At 58.3% G+C, this 16879-nt stretch carries 15 protein-coding genes, 1 tRNA gene and 1 riboswitch; of the genes, 3 read left to right on the forward strand and 13 right to left on the reverse strand.

The features are described from left to right. The first annotated feature begins 96 nt into the window (after window positions 1-96). A complete protein-coding gene (locus tag BLU28_RS04510; protein ID WP_077986512.1) occupies window positions 97-1101 on the forward strand; it encodes a 2-hydroxyacid dehydrogenase in 1005 nt (334 codons plus the stop codon). Window positions 1102-1160: 59 nt separating this feature from the next. Here BLU28_RS04510 and BLU28_RS04515 read toward each other — a convergent pair whose 3' ends face one another. The 3 genes from BLU28_RS04515 to recF are packed head-to-tail and all read right to left on the reverse strand — an operon-like array spanning window position 1161 to window position 3551. Further along, entirely contained in the window at window positions 1161-1637 is a 477-nt protein-coding gene (locus tag BLU28_RS04515; protein WP_042936634.1) for a GNAT family N-acetyltransferase, read from the reverse strand. Continuing rightward, complete coding sequence (locus BLU28_RS04520) at window positions 1634-2401, reverse strand: molybdopterin-synthase adenylyltransferase MoeB (protein WP_077986511.1); 768 nt, start codon at window positions 2399-2401, stop codon at window positions 1634-1636. Before BLU28_RS04520 ends, BLU28_RS04515 begins: the two co-directional genes overlap by 4 nt. 22 nt (window positions 2402-2423) lie before the next feature. After that, window positions 2424-3551, reverse strand: a complete 1128-nt coding sequence (gene recF / locus BLU28_RS04525) for a DNA replication/repair protein RecF (protein ID WP_077986510.1) — start codon at window positions 3549-3551, stop codon at window positions 2424-2426. Window positions 3552-3703: 152 nt separating this feature from the next. Here recF and BLU28_RS04530 point away from each other — a divergent pair, with 152 nt between their 5' ends. Continuing rightward, on the forward strand, window positions 3704-4816 hold the full coding sequence (locus tag BLU28_RS04530) for an alpha/beta hydrolase (protein ID WP_022555341.1): 1113 nt from the start codon (window positions 3704-3706) through the stop codon (window positions 4814-4816). Between the two features lie 25 nt (window positions 4817-4841). Here the strand turns inward: BLU28_RS04530 and nrdF are convergent, their stop codons facing one another. The 8 genes from nrdF to BLU28_RS04570 all read right to left on the reverse strand — a co-directional run bounded on the left by nrdF (window position 4842) and on the right by BLU28_RS04570 (window position 13027). Continuing rightward, entirely contained in the window at window positions 4842-5816 is a 975-nt protein-coding gene (nrdF, locus tag BLU28_RS04535) for a class 1b ribonucleoside-diphosphate reductase subunit beta (RefSeq protein WP_035211739.1), read from the reverse strand. Between the two features lie 16 nt (window positions 5817-5832). Further along, a complete protein-coding gene (gene nrdE, locus BLU28_RS04540; RefSeq protein ID WP_077986509.1) occupies window positions 5833-8019 on the reverse strand; it encodes a class 1b ribonucleoside-diphosphate reductase subunit alpha in 2187 nt (728 codons plus the stop codon). Then, window positions 8007-8405 (reverse strand): class Ib ribonucleoside-diphosphate reductase assembly flavoprotein NrdI, encoded by a 399-nt coding sequence (gene nrdI / locus BLU28_RS04545; RefSeq protein WP_004439016.1) that lies wholly within the window; start codon window positions 8403-8405, stop codon window positions 8007-8009. Before nrdI ends, nrdE begins: the two co-directional genes overlap by 13 nt. Window positions 8406-8416: 11 nt before the next feature. Next, window positions 8417-8638 (reverse strand): glutaredoxin-like protein NrdH, encoded by a 222-nt coding sequence (gene nrdH, locus BLU28_RS04550; RefSeq protein WP_004439013.1) that lies wholly within the window; start codon window positions 8636-8638, stop codon window positions 8417-8419. Between the two features lie 296 nt (window positions 8639-8934). Beyond that, a riboswitch (cobalamin riboswitch) is annotated at window positions 8935-9158 on the reverse strand. A 131-nt stretch (window positions 9159-9289) separates the two neighbouring features. After that, window positions 9290-9919 (reverse strand): nucleoside triphosphate hydrolase, encoded by a 630-nt coding sequence (locus BLU28_RS04555; RefSeq protein ID WP_022555336.1) that lies wholly within the window; start codon window positions 9917-9919, stop codon window positions 9290-9292. Beyond that, the gene (locus BLU28_RS04560) at window positions 9916-10698 is read right to left on the reverse strand and encodes an ATP-binding cassette domain-containing protein (protein ID WP_077986508.1); all 783 of its coding nucleotides are present in this window, start codon (window positions 10696-10698) and stop codon (window positions 9916-9918) included. Before BLU28_RS04560 ends, BLU28_RS04555 begins: the two co-directional genes overlap by 4 nt. Beyond that, entirely contained in the window at window positions 10698-11780 is a 1083-nt protein-coding gene (locus tag BLU28_RS04565; protein WP_077986507.1) for an ABC transporter permease, read from the reverse strand. The genes BLU28_RS04560 and BLU28_RS04565 overlap by 1 nt, the downstream gene beginning before the upstream one ends. A 224-nt stretch (window positions 11781-12004) precedes the next feature. Continuing rightward, window positions 12005-13027: a sugar ABC transporter substrate-binding protein gene (locus BLU28_RS04570; protein ID WP_004439006.1), complete on the reverse strand. Its 1023-nt coding sequence runs from the start codon at window positions 13025-13027 to the stop codon at window positions 12005-12007. Between the two features lie 264 nt (window positions 13028-13291). Between BLU28_RS04570 and BLU28_RS04575 the strand changes: the two genes are divergently transcribed. Continuing rightward, complete coding sequence (locus BLU28_RS04575) at window positions 13292-14524, forward strand: ROK family transcriptional regulator (protein ID WP_004439004.1); 1233 nt, start codon at window positions 13292-13294, stop codon at window positions 14522-14524. 50 nt (window positions 14525-14574) lie between these two features. Here BLU28_RS04575 and recQ read toward each other — a convergent pair whose 3' ends face one another. Further along, on the reverse strand, window positions 14575-16383 hold the full coding sequence (gene recQ / locus BLU28_RS04580; RefSeq protein ID WP_077986799.1) for a DNA helicase RecQ: 1809 nt from the start codon (window positions 16381-16383) through the stop codon (window positions 14575-14577). A 402-nt stretch (window positions 16384-16785) separates the two neighbouring features. Further along, a tRNA-Met gene (locus BLU28_RS04585) sits at window positions 16786-16862 on the reverse strand. Window positions 16863-16879: the final 17 nt, after the last annotated feature.

Raw genomic sequence — 16879 nt, forward strand, 5'->3', positions numbered from 1 at the left:
GTTTGTCTTCGCCGGTGGGTCTGGTAGAAACGCCCTGATTGAAAGAAATTATCGCTCTTTCTGGTTAATGACTTCTGAACAAGGCAGCGGCAAACGATGACCCCCAAGAAGAGACCGACAGTCTATATCACCCGCAAATTGCCTGATGTCGTCGAAACCCGAATGCGCGAACTTTTCGACGCAGAACTCAATATCGATGACACCCCGCGCAGCGAGGAAGAACTGGTCGCCGCCATGCAGCGGGTGGACGTGCTGGTGCCAACGGTCACCGATCGCATTACCGCCTCGATGATCGAGCAGGCTGGACCGCAGCTGAAGCTGATCGCGAGTTTCTCCAACGGCATCGACCATGTGGATGTGGACGCCGCGGCCCGCAAGGGCATCACCGTGACGAACACGCCCAACGTGCTGACCGAGGACAGCGCCGATATCACCATGGCGCTGGTGCTGGCCGTACCGCGCCGCATGATCGAGGGCACCCGCGTGCTTGCCAATGGCGCGGATGAGTGGCTCGGCTGGTCACCAACCTGGATGCTGGGACGGCGCATTTCCGGCAAGCGTATCGGTATTGTCGGGATGGGCCGCATCGGCACGGCGGTGGCGCGGCGCGCCAAGGCTTTCGGGCTTTCCATTCACTATCACAACCGCAAACGCGTCAATCCGGCGACGGAGGCGGAGCTCGAAGCGACCTATTGGGACAGTCTCGACCAGATGCTGGCGCGGGTGGACATCGTTTCGGTCAACTGCCCTTCGACGCCCGCGACCTATCACCTGATTTCCGCCCGGCGGCTCGCGCTGATGCAGCCGACGAGCTACATCGTCAATACCGCGCGCGGCGACATCATCGATGAGGCAGCGATGATCCAGTGCCTGCGCGAGGGCAAGATCGCCGGCGCTGGACTGGATGTCTACGAGAACGAGCCTGCGGTGAATCCCAAGCTCATCAAGCTTGCCAAGGAAGGCAAGGTGGTGCTGCTTCCACATATGGGTTCAGCGACAATCGAAGGCCGCATCGAGATGGGTGACAAGGTCATCATCAATATCCGCACGCTGTTCGATGGTCACCGCCCGCCGAACCGGGTGTTGCCCGGGCGAAACTGAAATAGAGGCCCGAAGATCGGACCTCCCGGTTCTTGTCAATCGCGCCGGGGGGAGTCGCTTCAGCCGAGGATCTTGGTCATCTCGATCGAGGTCGTGCGATCATATCCCGCATGGGCATTTTCTGCCGTCTTGACGAAACCCCAAGCCCCGAACTTTACATGATTGGCGACAAGCTCAATCCGGGTTTCCAGCCGTAGCGCCGGCAGCGCCAGTTCACGGGCCAGGGCCTCGGCTTGCGCCAGCAACATTTTACCGATGCCCTTTCCCTGCGCTTTCGGGGAAACGCACAATTTGCCGACGTAAAGACAGGATGGCGGCTCCGGCCTGCAGAAAAGGCAGCCCAGCAGGTCATTCCCGTCCAAAACCACGAAAGCAATCTCCGCCCTTGCCTTTTCGGCAAGATTTTCAGGCGTCAGGCGATGGGCTGAAGATGGTGGGTCGATGACGCCATCCATGTAAGCGAAGGACGTCATGATAAGCGCCAGCAATTCATGCCAGCGGTCGAAGTCGTCGCCAATTCTTTTGATTTCCATCATGTTTTCTTTGTCCCTTGACGCCGCTTGTATCGCACTGTTTCGAAACGCGCCGACAATGCGTCATAGAGGAGCAGACGGCCAATCAGCGGTTCGCCGGCACCGGTAATAAGCTTGATCGCCTCCATGGCCATCAGCGTGCCGATAACGCCGGTCAGCGCGCCGACAATCCCTGTTTCCGCACAATTCGGGATGAGCCCCTGCGGCGGCGGCTCGGGAAACAGGTCACGATAGCCGGGCAGCAACGTGCCTTCGGCATTTGTTTCATAGGGCTTCAGCACCGTCACAGAGCCATCAAACCGGCCAACGGCGCCCGTCACCAGCGGCCTTTTTGCCGTTTCCCCCGCGTCCGCTGCGGAATATCGCGTGTCGAAATTGTCCGATCCGTCAATCAGGAGATCGAAGGATTGCAAATGATCATGCGCCCAGACCTGCGAAAAGCGGTCTTCATACACGATTGTACGCACATGAGGGTTAAGGCGGGCGATGGCCTTTCGGGCACTTTCCGTCTTCTGCTCGCCAATCGTCCCGCTATCGTGGATCACCTGGCGCTGAAGGTTGGAGAGAGACACGACATCATCGTCGATCATGCCGAGTGTGCCGACGCCGGCGGCGGCGAGATAATGGAGCACGGGCGCACCGAGACCACCCGCCCCGATGACCAGCACGCGCGCGGCCTTCAGCCGTTGCTGGCCTGCACCGCCGATTTCCGGCAGCAGGATATGGCGTTTGTAGCGTTCTATTTCTTCCGGGCTCAGCGGGTCCATGTCGCACTCCCTCTCTTTGCCTTCATACGGTGATGCTCCCGTGGGATACATTGAAGAATTGTGCCCGCTCGCCAAGGGCGGAGAACATGGCCGCATCCGTTCCAGTCATGAAACTCTGTCCCCCCAGCGCGTGGATGAGATCGAACAGGGCCGCCCGCCTGCCCTCGTCCAGATGAGCGGCAATCTCGTCCAGCAGCAGAACCGGTGCGTAACCCGTCATGTTGGCGGTCAGCTGCGCATGCGCGAGCACCAGCCCCACCAGCAGCGCCTTCTGCTCCCCCGTCGAACAGCGTTCGGCTTCCATGTCCTTTTCCGCATGCCGCACGAAGAGATCGACACGGTGCGGCCCATCAAGCGTGCGCCCGGCGGCGGCGTCCCGGTAGCGACCTTCACGCAGCATCAAGCCATATTCGTCTTCCAGATCGACGGCGGGACGGTTCAGGCCATCATCCATAAAGCCGGAAAGCGACAGCGTCGCTGAGGGGAAGGCCGCATCGCCCCTCCGCCCTTCGATCAAACTCCGGAGCAGGCCGAGCATCTCATAACGGGCAACCGCCATGGAGATGCCGAGTTCAGCCATCTGCTTTTCGATACCGTCCAGCCAGACCGGATCAAAACGGCCCTCGGAAAGCAGTCTGTTACGCCCACGCATGGCTTTGTCAAAATCGCTGGCGCGTCGACCATGGGCGGGATCAAGCGAAAGCACAAGTCGGTCAAGGAAACGCCGGCGGTCAGACGATGAGCCTGTAAAAAGGCCGTCCATGGCGGGGGTGAGCCACAGGACACGCAGATGGTCGGTCAATTCATCGACGGATTTGACTGCCGTGCCGTTCAGCCGCAGCCGGCGCGACACCACCTCGCCATCGCCTTCAATCCCCGTGCCGATCGCGACCTCGCCATCCATGCCATCGACATCTGCGAAAATAGAAAAGCCGGTGGCTTCCGCACCCACGCGCGTGACGTCGGACAGGACCGCGCGGCGAAGTCCGCGTCCGGGCGACAGAAACGACACCGCCTCCAGAAGGTTGGTCTTGCCGGACCCATTGTCGCCGGTCAGCACCACATGGCGGTCATCCAGGGAAAGCGATGCCGCCGCGTAGTTGCGGAAGTCCGTGAGTTTCAGTCGGGAAAGCGAGACCTTGTTCGTCATGGTTACGGCCTAAAACGAAGCTGCCCCGATGGCAAGGCGGCTCTTGTCCATGTTTATTGCCTAGCGCCGAAACCATGCGAATTATTCAGTAGTGGCAACTTTTTTAGCGGGCGGCTATTTATAGCCGGTTCGTTATCACCGGTAACTCTTCCATGCGTCTCCTCCTGCCTCTTTTTATCATGCTCGGTCTTCTTTCCTCCTGCGCCGGACGGCCGGGAGCGGACGTGCTGCAAGCGGTCGACACCAGGGCGAAGGATGCCAAAATCGTGACCGCCTATGTGGCAAGCACGCGCGAAAAAAGCGAGGAGGCCAAAAAGGGCTTCAGTGCGCTCAGAGCGGCCGAACCGAATTATGCCCGCTTCGACATTTCGATACCGCCCACCCACAAGAGTGGAAAAATTGAGTGGTCGACCGGCAAACCCGACGCGAAGAAGGATTTTGTCGTCACGCAGGCGCAGATGTTGAGCAAGGCTCGTTTTAACGATGACCTCGGAGATATCACCCGCTCCGGCAAGCAGATCGCGCTTTTCGTGCATGGCTATAATTACAGCTATCAGGAAGCGCTTTTCCGGGCAGCGCAGATGGCAGCCGATGCCAATCTGGATGGCGTGCCGCTGGTATTTTCCTGGCCCTCGCAGGCGAATGTCGCCGGCTACGTCGCCGACAAGGAATCGGCGACCTACTCCCGTGACGCACTCGCCAATCTGCTGACAGACCTCACACGCCGTTCTCCACGCAAGAACATTGTCGTTTTCGGCCATAGCATGGGCGGCTGGCTGGTCATGGAAGCGCTACGCCAATTGCGTTTCGAGGGGCGAAGCGACGTTATTGCCAAGCTGCAGGTGGTTCTTGCCGCGCCCGACATCGATGCCGATGTCTTCCGCAAACAGATCGAGGTGGTTGGCCGGCTCAACCCGCCGCTCACCGTTCTGGTTTCCAAGGACGACCGCGCCCTGAAAGCCTCCTCCATACTGGGCGCAGACGTCACGCGGATCGGCGCACTTGACGTCACGGATCCGAAGGTGCAGGACGCCGCCCTCAAGGAGGGCGTTCAGTTCGTGGATATTTCCAAGCTGAAGGCGTCTGACCCGCTCAACCACGACCGCTATGCTGCTTTGGCGTCACTCGTGCCGCAGCTGGAGGCAAGCCGCAACGGCAATGGACAAAACGGCATCGGCCGTGCGGGCGCTTTCGTGTTCGATGCTATCGGCGCGACCGTATCGAGCCCCTTCCGGCTTGCCAGCCAGGTGGTGAACCCGCAGTAAAAATACTGCGGGTTACCCAAAGGTTTCAGAAGTCCCAGTCTTCGTCCTCGGTCGCGACCGCCTTGCCGATGACGTAGGACGAGCCGGAGCCGGAGAAGAAGTCGTGGTTCTCATCTGCATTGGGCGAGAGCGCTGAAAGGATCGCCGGATTGACCCGGCAAGCCTCGGCGGGAAACAGTGCCTCGTAACCCAGGTTCATCAGAGCCTTGTTTGCATTGTAATGCAGGAACTGCTTGACGTCCTCGGTCAGGCCGACGCCGTCATAGAGGTCCTCGGTATATTTTGCCTCGTTATCGTAAAGCTCAAGAAGCAGGTCGAAGGCGAAATCCTTGATCTCCTGCCTTTCGTTTTCATTAAGGCGGTCTATCGCCCTTTGGAACTTGTAGCCGATATAATAGCCGTGCACGGCCTCGTCGCGGATGATCAGGCGGATCAGGTCCGCCGTGTTGGTAAGCTTGGCGCGGCTTGACCAGAACATCGGCAGGTAGAAGCCGGAATAGAACAGGAAGCTTTCCAGAAACACGCTGGCGATCTTTTTCTTCAGCGGATCACCGCTGTCATATTCCCGCATGATGAGTGCGGATTTGCGCTGCAGGAACTCGTTTTCCTCCGACCAGCGATAGGCATCATCGACGTCAGGCGTGAGGCACAGCGTTGAGAAGATCGATGAATAGGAACGGGCATGCACCGCCTCCATGAATGAGATATTCGAGAGTACCGCCTCCTCATGCGGTGTTGCCGAATCCGCCATCAGGCGCACCGCGCCGACGCCGTTCTGGATTGTGTCCAGCAATGTCAGGCCGGTGAAGACACGGATCGTCAGTTTCTGCTCCTCGGGCCTCAGTGTTCCCCAGGAGGGGATGTCGTTGGAAAGCGGCACCTTTTCCGGCAGCCAGAAATTCGAGGTCAGGCGGTTCCAGACTTCCAGGTCCTTGTCGTCCTCGATGCGGTTCCAGTTGACCGCGCGGATGCGGGACACAGGTTTTACGGCGATGTTCATTGTCTTGTCCCTCAAATCAGAGCGTGCAGGAAACGCAGCCCTGAACCTGCGTGCCTTCCAGCGCCATCTGGCGCAAACGGATGTAGTAGATGGTCTTGATGCCCTTCTTCCAGGCATAAATCTGTGCCCGGTTGATGTCGCGGGTCGTGGCCGTATCACGGAAGAACAGCGTCAGAGACAGGCCCTGATCGACATGCTGGGTAGCCGCCGCGTAGGTATCAATGATCTTTTCAGGGCCAATCTCATAGGCATCCTGGTAATATTCGAGATTGTCGTTCGAGAGATAAGAAGCCGGGTAATAAACGCGACCAATCTTTCCCTCTTTACGGATTTCAATCTTCGAAACGATCGGATGAATGGATGATGTGGAGTGGTTGATATAGGAGATCGAGCCTGTCGGCGGCACTGCCTGCAGGTTCTGGTTATAGAGGCCTGATGCCATGACCTCCTGCTTCAAGATCTTCCAGTCTTCCTGGGTCGGAATGGCGATACCGGCCTTTTCGAACAAGTCGCGGACTTTCTCCGTCGCAGGCAACCATTCCCGGTCGGTATATTTGTCGAAATATTCGCCCGAGGCATATTTGGAGTTTTTAAAGCCCTTGAAGCTCTGGCCTCTTTCCACCGCCAGCCGGTTGCTGGCGCGGATCGCGTGATACGTCACGGTGTAGAAATAGATGTTGGTGAAATCTATGCCTTCCTCCGAGCCATAAAAGATGCGCTCGCGCGCCAGATAACCGTGCAGGTTCATCTGACCGAGCCCGATGGCATGGCTTTCGTCATTTCCCTTTTCAACAGACGGAACGGAGGAGATGTGGCTCATGTCCGACACCGCCGTCAGTGCCCTGATGGAGGTTTCAATGGTCTTCCCGAAATCGGCCGAATCCATTGCCGCGGCGATATTCAATGAACCGAGATTGCAGGAAATATCCTTGCCCATGTGACTATAGGAGAGATCGGCGTTGAACGCGCTCGCTTCGCTGACCTGCAGGATTTCCGAGCAGAGATTGCTCATGCTGATGCGACCGGCAATCGGATTGGCGCGGTTCACCGTATCCTCAAACATGATGTAGGGATAACCGCTCTCGAACTGGATTTCGGCGATCACCTGGAAGAATTCGCGCGCCTTGATCTTCTTCTTGCGGATGCGGCTGTCGGCGACCATCTCGTGGTATTTTTCCGTCACCGAGATTTCGGTGAAGGGCACGCCGTAGACCCGCTCCACATCATAGGGAGAGAACAGATACATATCCTCGTTGTTACGGGCGAGCTCGAAGGTGATGTCGGGGATGACGACGCCGAGCGACAGGGTCTTGATGCGGATTTTTTCGTCGGCGTTTTCACGCTTGGTATCGAGGAAACGCATGATGTCGGGATGGTGGGCATGCAGATAGACAGCACCCGCACCCTGGCGGGCGCCGAGCTGGTTGGCATAGGAAAACGAATCTTCCAGCAGCTTCATCACGGGTATGACACCGGAGGACTGGTTTTCGATCTGTTTGATCGGCGCGCCAGCCTCGCGAATATTGGTCAGTGAAAGGGCAACGCCGCCACCGCGCTTGGAGAGCTGCAGCGCCGAATTGATGGAGCGGCCGATGCTTTCCATATTGTCTTCCACGCGCAGCAGGAAACAGGAGACCAGCTCGCCGCGGCTCTTCTTGCCCGCGTTCAGGAACGTCGGTGTCGCCGGCTGGAAGCGGCCGGAAATGATCTCGTCGACCAGATTGCGTGCCAGCTGCTCATCACCGCGCGCAAGGGAAAGCGCCACCATGCAGACGCGATCCTCGTAACGCTCCAGATAACGTTTTCCGTCGAAGGTCTTCAGCGTGTAGGAGGTGTAATATTTGAACGCACCGAGGAAGGTCGGAAAGCGGAATTTTCGGGCATAGGCCTCGTCATAGAGGTCACGAACGAAATTGAAGGAATACTGGTCCAGCACCTCCTGTTCGTAGTAGCCCTCCGCTACCAGATAATCCAGCTTTTCCCTGAGGTTATGGAAAAACACCGTGTTCTGGTTGACGTGCTGGAGGAAATATTGACGGGCAGCAAGACGATCCTTGTCGAGCTGGATTTTTCCGTTCTCGTCATAAAGGTTCAACATCGCGTTCAGCGCGTGGTAGTCCAGGCCTGCATCGAGCGGCGTCTGGCTTGCGGCTGTTGGCTGTTTGGTGTCCTTGCGCAGCGCGCTAGCGGTCAGCGTGTCCAAAATCGTTCCAATCCATGTTTGACGTTGGCGACATCCTCCTCAGTGCCGAGAAGCTCGAAGCGATAGAGAAACGGCACTGCGCATTTGCGCGAGACGATATCTCCGGCGGATGCGAAAGCTGCGCCAAAATTGGTGTTTCCCGCCGCGATGACGCCGCGAATGAGATTGCGGTTGGAGGGCTCGTTTAAAAACCGGATGACCGGCTTCGGCACGGCACCCTTGGTGCCGCCGCCGCCATAGGTGGGCGTGACGAGCACATAGGGTTCCGACACCTGAGGCACGTCATCCTCAGCGCCGAGCGGCAGGCGAAGCAACCGCCGCCCCAGTTTCAGAAGGAAACGATGGGTGTTTTCGGAACGACTGGAATAATAGACGATCAGACCCATCGCCTGCCGCCTCAGCCGATCGAGCCGATCATGTCCGGCCGGAACCCCGCCCAATGGCGTTCACCGGCAACCACCACCGGAACCTGCATGTAACCGAGACCACGGACATGATCGAGAGCGTCAGCATCTTCTGAAATGTCGACGATCTCATAGGGAACGCCTATGCGGTCGAGCGCGCGATAGGTGGCGGTGCACTGGACGCAGGCGGGTTTGCTGTAAACGGTGATGGTCATAATTTCCCTTTCGAAGCTATTTTGGACGCGGCAAAGCGTTGCCGATTGCAATCGCAATCGGGCGGCAGTGGTTTTGTCATTCAGGTGGGGCGTGCTCTCTCGGAGTTTCCTCGGGAAATCCGACCGGTTCTCCTGGAACTGCTGAAAGCCGCAGAAAATCACTCCCTACGCAGACGAGCGTAGCAACTCAAAAATATGCACTGGCATGACTTCACCCCGAAGCTTGTTCTGGAGGGGGCAGAAAAGGGCGCACGCAAATCATCTGCGTCTACACCTTCCTCCGGACACCCCGCCCGTGGACGTTTGCGCTCAAGGCAGGTCTCCTGACTTGCGGGTCACAGCATCTATTCCGGCCTTCCCGGAGCGCTCAGCTCCAGTGACTCAAATCGGAACGATGCTCGCCGCTTACAGTTGCGGGGGCAGTTTCGGCCTTGCTTCACCACGATGGCGTCACGCACCGAATTCCCGTCTTAGCTCCCAATCCTTGCGAATCGGAAGAACCTCGAACACCACATATAGTATATGAGGAAATTTTCTCGTCAATAAATAGACACACAAAAGCCCCGCCCTGTGGATCAAAAAGATTCAACACATGGTCAACAATGACTTAACAGCGGGCGGACACACCGCGCGGGAGATGAAGATCTTAATCTATTCCCAGATATCGATGTGGATATCGGCGGGACGGGCGTTTTCGATCACCCTTTTCCCGTTGGGAAGATCGTTTGCGAAAAGCTTGGCGTGGATCTGAGCTGCATCGAGACCATAACCCAGCCATCTGTTTCGCAGCCTCTCTTCCAGCACCGCGACGGACGGACCCACGAAGATAGTGAGATCAAAGCTTCCGGAAAGGTTTGTCCAGGGCGCTTCGTTCAGCAGCAGATAATTGCCCTCGGCGAGGATGAAGCGTGTTTCCGGAGCAATCGCACGGGCAGACGCAATGGCGATTTCACGGGAGCGATCAAACACCGGGACAAGTACCTCCTGCCCGCCCTTGCGGACGGCGGAGACGATATCGAGGAAGCCACGAACATCGAATGTTTCCGGCGCACCCTTCCTTGGCAGCAGTCCTCGCTCTTCGAGGATGCCATTGTCCATATGGAAGCCGTCCATGGGCAGAATGGCGGCCGTTTCGCCCCGTGCGCGCAAGGCGTCGCAAAGAGCATCCGCCAACGTGGATTTGCCGGCCCCAGGGGGACCGGCAATCGCGACGATGAAACGGGAGTGGCCTTCTGCCCGCTGAAGAACCTCTTCGACGATCGTCTCAAGCTTCAGCGTCATGCGGCGAGCGCTTCCTTCGGTGCTTCCTTGGCACCGGTCATGAAGGCGACGGCATCCGACATGGAATAGTCCTTCGGGTTGATGACGCACAGGCGCTTGCCAAGCCGATGGATATGGATGCGGTCGGCAACCTCGAAAACATGCGGCATGTTATGCGAGATCAGAACGATCGGCAGGCCGCGGGAACGCACGTCGAGAATAAGTTCCAGGACACGGCGGCTTTCCTTTACCCCAAGCGCGGCAGTCGGTTCGTCGAGGATCACGACCTTGGAACCGAAGGCGGCTGCACGTGCCACCGCGACGCCCTGGCGCTGACCGCCCGAGAGGGTTTCCACCGCCTGATTGATGTTCTGGATCGTCATCAGGCCGAGTTCCGACAGTTTTTCGCGGGCGAATTTTTCCATTGCCGGACGATCCAGCGCGCGGAAAAGGCTGCCCTGTATGCCGGGCTTACGGATTTCCCGGCCAAGAAACATATTGTCGGCTATGGAAAGTGCAGGAGACAAGGCCAGGTTTTGATAGACGGTCTCAATACCCGCCTTGCGCGCCTCAATCGGCGAACGGAACTGCACAGGCTGGCCCTCCAGCCGGATTTCCCCCTCATCGGGCGTAACCGCGCCTGAAATCGCCTTGATGAGAGAGGATTTTCCGGCGCCGTTGTCGCCGATCACGGCCAGGATTTCGCCCGGGTAGAGATCGAAATCGGCGTGATCCAGGGCGGTCACACGGCCATAGCGCTTAACGAGATTGCGTGCTGTGAGAATGGGTTCTTTTGTCATCAGCCTGCTACCTTTCTGATCCACTGGTCGATTGCGACAGCCAAGATGATGAGGACGCCGATCAACAGATAGGTCCATTGCGGGTCTGTCCCGATAAGCCTGAGGCCGAGCGAAAAGACGCCGACGATCAGGGCGCCGAAGATCATGCCCATGATGGAGCCGCGTCCACCGAACAGTGATAAACCGCCGATAACCACCGCCGTGATGGATTCGATATTGGCGAATTGGCCAGCAGTCGGCGAAACCGACCCGATGCGGCCGATGAGAGCCCAACCGGCAAAGGCGCAGATGAGGCCTGACAGGGTGTAAACAGTGGTCAGCATACGTTTGACGTTGACACCGGCGAGCTCTGCGGCATCCGGATCGTCACCCACGGCATAAAGATGGCGGCCCCAGGCGGTGCGGTTCAGGACATACCAGAGCAGAGCAACAAGCAGAACCATGGCGATGACGCCGTAGGTGAAGACCGCATTGCCTATACGAAGATTGGCGCCGAAAAATTGCAGGATCGGTGCCTGCTGGGCAATGTCCTGAGCCCGGATCGTCTCATTTGCGGAATAGAGGAAGTTGGTCGCGAGCACGATCTGCCACATGCCAAGCGTGACGATAAAAGGCGGCAGGCGCATGCGCGAAACCAGAACGCCGTTTATGAAGCCGCAAAATGCGCCAACGGCGAGACCACAGAGAATGGAGAGCTCCGCTGGCAGACCGTAACGGAAAGTGAACTGCCCCATGACGACCGAGGACAGAACCATGATCGCGCCGACCGAAAGGTCGATGCCCGCCGTCAGGATGACCAGCGACTGTGCCGCGCCGACGATGCCGACGATCGCGACCTGCTGCAGGATGAGGGTCAGCGAAAAGGCCGAGAAAAACTTGCCGCCGAGGAGCAGGCCGAAAATAATCAGCGACAGCACCAGAACGATAAGCGGCACGGCTGCCGGGCTGGAATGGAGAAAGTGCTGGAATTTTTCCAGCGCGCTCTTGTCGTGCGTATCGAAAGCGGCGACCTGCGTCGAACTTCCGGAGAGCACTTTTTCAAATTCACTATGCGGCTGAGCCCGCACCGGCTGATCGCTCATGGATTTTCCTCCCGATCGCTCCATCGCATCCGCCCTGACACCGAGGTCTATCTCCAAAGAGAGTGATGCGTAGATTTCAAAGTGTTGAAGCGGCCTTTGTCATCCCCGAAGGGCGCGCAACGCGCTCGTTTGTTCCTTTGTCCGATCCCCCGGATCGTGCCTGATATTCATTCTGGCCCAAGGGCGGGGGCACGAATGCCCCCGCGGGTTTCAACGGTGAGGCATCAGCCCCAGCATTTGTTGAGACCTTCCTTCGTATCGATCGAGTCGAGGCCCTTGACCGGCTTGTCGGTTACCAGCGTCACGCCGGTGTCGACAAAGTTCTTGCCTGCTGTCGGCTTCGGCTTTTCACCCGTGTCCGCAAACTTCTTGACGGCTTCGACGCCAAGCGCCGCCATCAGCAGCGGATATTGCTGCGAGGTCGCGCCGATAACGCCCTCCGCGACGTTCTTGACGCCCGGGCAACCGCCATCGACGGAAACGATCAGCACGTCCTTTTCACGGCCGACGGCCTTCAGCGCCTCATAAGCGCCGGCAGCCGCAGGTTCGTTGATGGTGTGGACGACATTGATGGTCGGGTCCTTCTGCAGCAGATTCTCCATCGCCGCACGGCCGCCTTCCTCGTTGCCATTGGTGACATCGTGGCCGACGATACGCGGGTCGTTCTCGTCACCGATCTTGTTGATGTCCTTCACATCAATGCCAAAGCCCTTCATGAAGCCCTGGTTGCGCAGCACATCCACAGTCGGCTGGGAAGGGGTGAGGTTGAGGAAGGCGATTTTTGCGTCCTTGGCCTTGTCGCCCAGCGTGCCGGCGGCCCACTTACCGATCAGCTCGCCAGCCAGAAGATTGTCGGTGGCAAAGGTGGAATCAGCGGCATCGACAGGCTCCAGAGGCGTGTCGAGGGCAATGACCAGAAGCCCCGCATCACGTGCCTTCTGCACGGCCGGAACGATGCCTTTGGTATCCGATGCTGTGATCAGAATACCTTTGGCGCCATCGGCGATGCAGGTCTCGATCGCTGCGACCTGGCTTTCGGAATCGCCGTCGATCTTGCCTGCGTAGGATTTCAGCGTCACACCAAGCTCCTTGGCCTTGGCAGTCGCGCCTTCCTTCATCTTGACGAAGAAAGGATTGGTGTCGGTCTTGGTGATGAGGCAAACAGATGTGTCGGCGGCGGAAGCGGCGGAAGCGAAAGAAACGCCAAGCGCAAGCGCGCCCAGAAGAGCGGAAACAGTGGTCTTCATGAGATCCTCCCAATGGATATTTGAGCACCTATTCGGCTACCCGACGATCTCGTCTCCTCCGAGAACAATGATCGTTAGCTCCGATGGAACCACCAAAGGAAACGGCTGTCAATAAATAAATCCGATTGAATTATTAATTCTGTGTGGCATTCTGGGGCCCGGCATGGAGGAATATCGCCAATGACGTTTACGTTGCGATAGCAAGATTGCCATAAAGCCAGCTGTATCGGCCGCGGCAGATATGGAAGGCGGGAGGATGACATTATGAGACAATCTGTCGAGACGGCGCAGCAAGCGCCGCCCACTACCATGGATATGAGCGGTGGCGCCAACCAGATCGGTGTGCGCGCTTATAACGAGCGGCTTGTGCTCTCCCTCGTTCGCCGCCATGGCGGGTTGTCAAAAGCCGAAATTGCCAGACTTTGCGGTCTCTCCGCGCAGACCGTTTCGGTTATCATGCGCTCACTCGAAAAGGACGGGCTTCTCATTCGCGGCGAAAGGCTGCGCGGCAGGGTCGGCCAACCATCGACCCCAATGCGCCTCAATCCCGACGCCGTGTTCTCCTTCGGCGTCAAGATCGGCCGGCGCAGCGTCGATCTGGTGTTGATGGATTTTGTCGGCCACATCAGGCTCAAGCTCCGCAGGACCTACCCCTATCCGCTACCGGAATGGATATTACCCTTCGTGATCGAGGGTATGGCGGAACTGGAATCGAAGCTTTCCCCCGCAGAACGGCAGAAAATAGCCGGTGTGGGTATCGCCGCCCCGTTCGAACTCTGGAACTGGGCGCAGGAGGTCGGGGCGCCGCAGATTGAGATGGAACGGTGGCGGGATGTCGATATTCGGGCGGGCATCGCCGAAAACGTCAGCTACCCGGTGTTCCTGCAGAATGACGCAACCAGCGCCTGCGGTGCTGAACTGGTATTTGGCGCCGGCCAGAACTATACCGATTTTCTCTACGTCTTTATCGGCTCCTTCATAGGCGGCGGCGTGGTCCTGAATTCAGCGCTGTTTTCCGGAAAGACCGGTACCGCAGGCGCAATCGGCCCACTGCCCGTCCAAGGGGAGGATGGTAATACCGTTCAGCTCCTCAAAATCGCATCCATCTTCGTTCTTGAGAACATGCTGCGCGAAAGGGGCATCGATCCGCGACCCCTCTGGTTCTCGCCCGACGAATGGATCGATTTTGGCGAGCCGCTGGAAAGCTGGATCGGAAAAACTGCGGCAGCCCTAGCCCAGGCTGTCATCGCCGCAGCATCCATCATCGATTTTTCCAGCGTCATCATTGATGGCGGCTTTCCGGACTGGGTCAGGACAAGGATCGTCGCCGCCACCCGGGAGGCGCTCAAACGCCACGATCTTCAGGGCGTCACGCTGCCGGAGATCGTCGAAGGCGCCGTCGGCAGCCAGGCGCGTGCAATCGGTGGCGCCAGCCTGCCCTTGTTTTCTCGCTACCTCATCGATCAGAACGTTCTGTTTAAAGACACGACCGGCTGACCCGGCTCATGTGACTTATTCCGACGGGATTTCCTCTGGGTGTCGGCCGGTCAGTCGCTGGCGGCATGCTGCATGATCGCCTCAAGAAAGGCCGGACCGTAACGTTCCAGTTTGGTATCCCCCACGCCTGGAATCTGCGCCATATCCTTCACGGAGACAGGTTTTGCGGCGGCAAGCTCGATGAGCGTCTTATCGTGAAAAATCACATAAGGCGGAACGTTCTGTGCGCGGGCGATTTCCATGCGTTTTGCGCGCAGAACCTCGAAGAGGCCGCGGTCAGCGTCTGGCAGGGCGGCAGATGCGGCGTTTCGCGGCGCCTGCTGCCGGGCTGCACGGGGCGCAGATGGTATTCTCAGCATCAGCGACGGTTTTTCACGCAGGAACTGCCTCCCGTCGGCGGAAATGGACAATCCGCCATGTCCGGACAAATCGACATCAATCAGTCGCAACGCGACCAGCTGGCGAAGAATGGCGCGCCAGGTGCGATTGTCGTGCTCCTTACCGATGCCATAAGTGGTTATGCGATCATGCCCGAATCGGGAAATCCTTTCGTCTTCGAGGCCCAGCAGGACGCGGATGACATAGGCTTGTCCGAATCTTTCTCCGGTACGGTAAATACAGGAAAGCAGTTTTTGTGCGGCTATGGCGCCGTCGAACAGATCCGGCGGCTCCGCGCATGTATCGCAATTGCCGCACGGCTCGCATCTGTCGCCGAAATAGGAAAGCAATATCTGCCTGCGGCAGCTTGCCGTCTCCGCAAGACCGAGCAGCGCGTCCAGCTTTTGCCGCTCCATATGTTTGCGCTGATCCGCCGCGTCCGATTCCTCGATGAAACGATTACGCAACGCAATGTCTTCATAACCGTAGAGCATGAGCACGTCGGACGGGAGACCATCACGGCCTGCGCGGCCGGTCTCCTGATAATAGGCTTCAATGCTGCCGGGCAGATCAATATGGACGACAAAACGTACGTCCGGTTTGTCGATGCCCATGCCGAAGGCAACCGTCGCGACGATGATGACGGCTTCGCCGTGCTGGAAACGGGTCTGGTTCTCCTCCCGCGCGGCTTTGTCCATGCCTGCATGATAAGGCAGTGCGTCACGTCCTTCTTCGCGCAGCCAGGCGGCCGTTTCCTCGACCTTGCGTTTCGACAGGCAGTAAACGATGCCGCTTTGGTCTTCCCGGTCTTTCAGAAAACGTCTGAGTTGAGCGCGGGGATTATCCTTTTCCATGATCGCGTAGCGGATATTGGGACGATCGAAACCCGCGATGAAGGCATCGTCCGCTTTGATATCCAGATGGCCGAGGATTTCGGCGCGGGTAGGTTCGTCGGCTGTTGCCGTCAGCGCCATGCGCGGCGTATTCGGAAAACGCTCGATAAGCAGATCGAGTTGGCGATAGGGCGGACGGAAGTCGTGCCCCCATTGCGAAAGGCAGTGAGCCTCGTCGACAGCGATCAGCGACAGATCAATGGATTGAAGTGCCTCCAGAACCTCCGGTTTGAGAAGGGTTTCCGGCGCAGCATAGAGAATATCGACATTTCCGGAGCGCATGGCCTGCCAGAGCGCACGCCGCTCTTCTGGCGAAAGGTCGGAGTTGAGTGCCTCGGCCCGCACGCCGGCCTGCCGAAGCGCCGCCACCTGATCGACCATCAACGCGATCAGCGGCGAGACGATCAGCCCCATGCCTTTGCGGGCGAGCGCCGGAATCTGGTAACACAGTGACTTTCCACCACCCGTCGGCATCAGCACGAAGGCGTTGTTTCCGGACGTGACATGCCGAATGATTTCCGCCTGTCGCCCACGGAAGCTGTCATAGCCGTAAACGGTCTTGAGGATTTGCAACGGATCGTCGTTCACGGCTTCTTCTTCTGTGTCTGGAGGATGGCGCATCATCGCCAGTTTCGGTTCCATGGCAATCCCGAATGTGGAATTGGCCACAGAGACAGAAGCTGCGTCAGGCGTTGGCGTACAGAAACCGCTTGAGGCACGCCAACATCACAAGCCATCCGGTCTGGCCTCCCCGGAGGGACCCTTGGAACGAGCGGCTTCCTGTATGGCTTCAGATTGCACGGCTTCGGGCCACGGTCGCATCCGGGACTTTGTGAAGCCGGGTTGTTTTCGGAGTGCTCGACTGTGTTTGGGTGCATCCACTTGCCGCGCGTGCTCGGGGGCGGATTTGTGCTAGTGTTATGCTATGCCCGAAACGCAAGAAAGCCCTCTTTTGGGAGAGGGCTTTCTTGTTGGCTTTCTTCGTAATTTTGGTTGCGGGGGCAGGATTTGAACCTGCGGCCTTCAGGTTATGAGCCTGACGAGCTACCGGGCTGCTCCACCCCGCGTCCAGCGCATTCGGCAA

Source organism: Agrobacterium pusense (assembly GCF_900102105.1).
Lineage (GTDB): Bacteria > Pseudomonadota > Alphaproteobacteria > Rhizobiales > Rhizobiaceae > Agrobacterium > Agrobacterium pusense.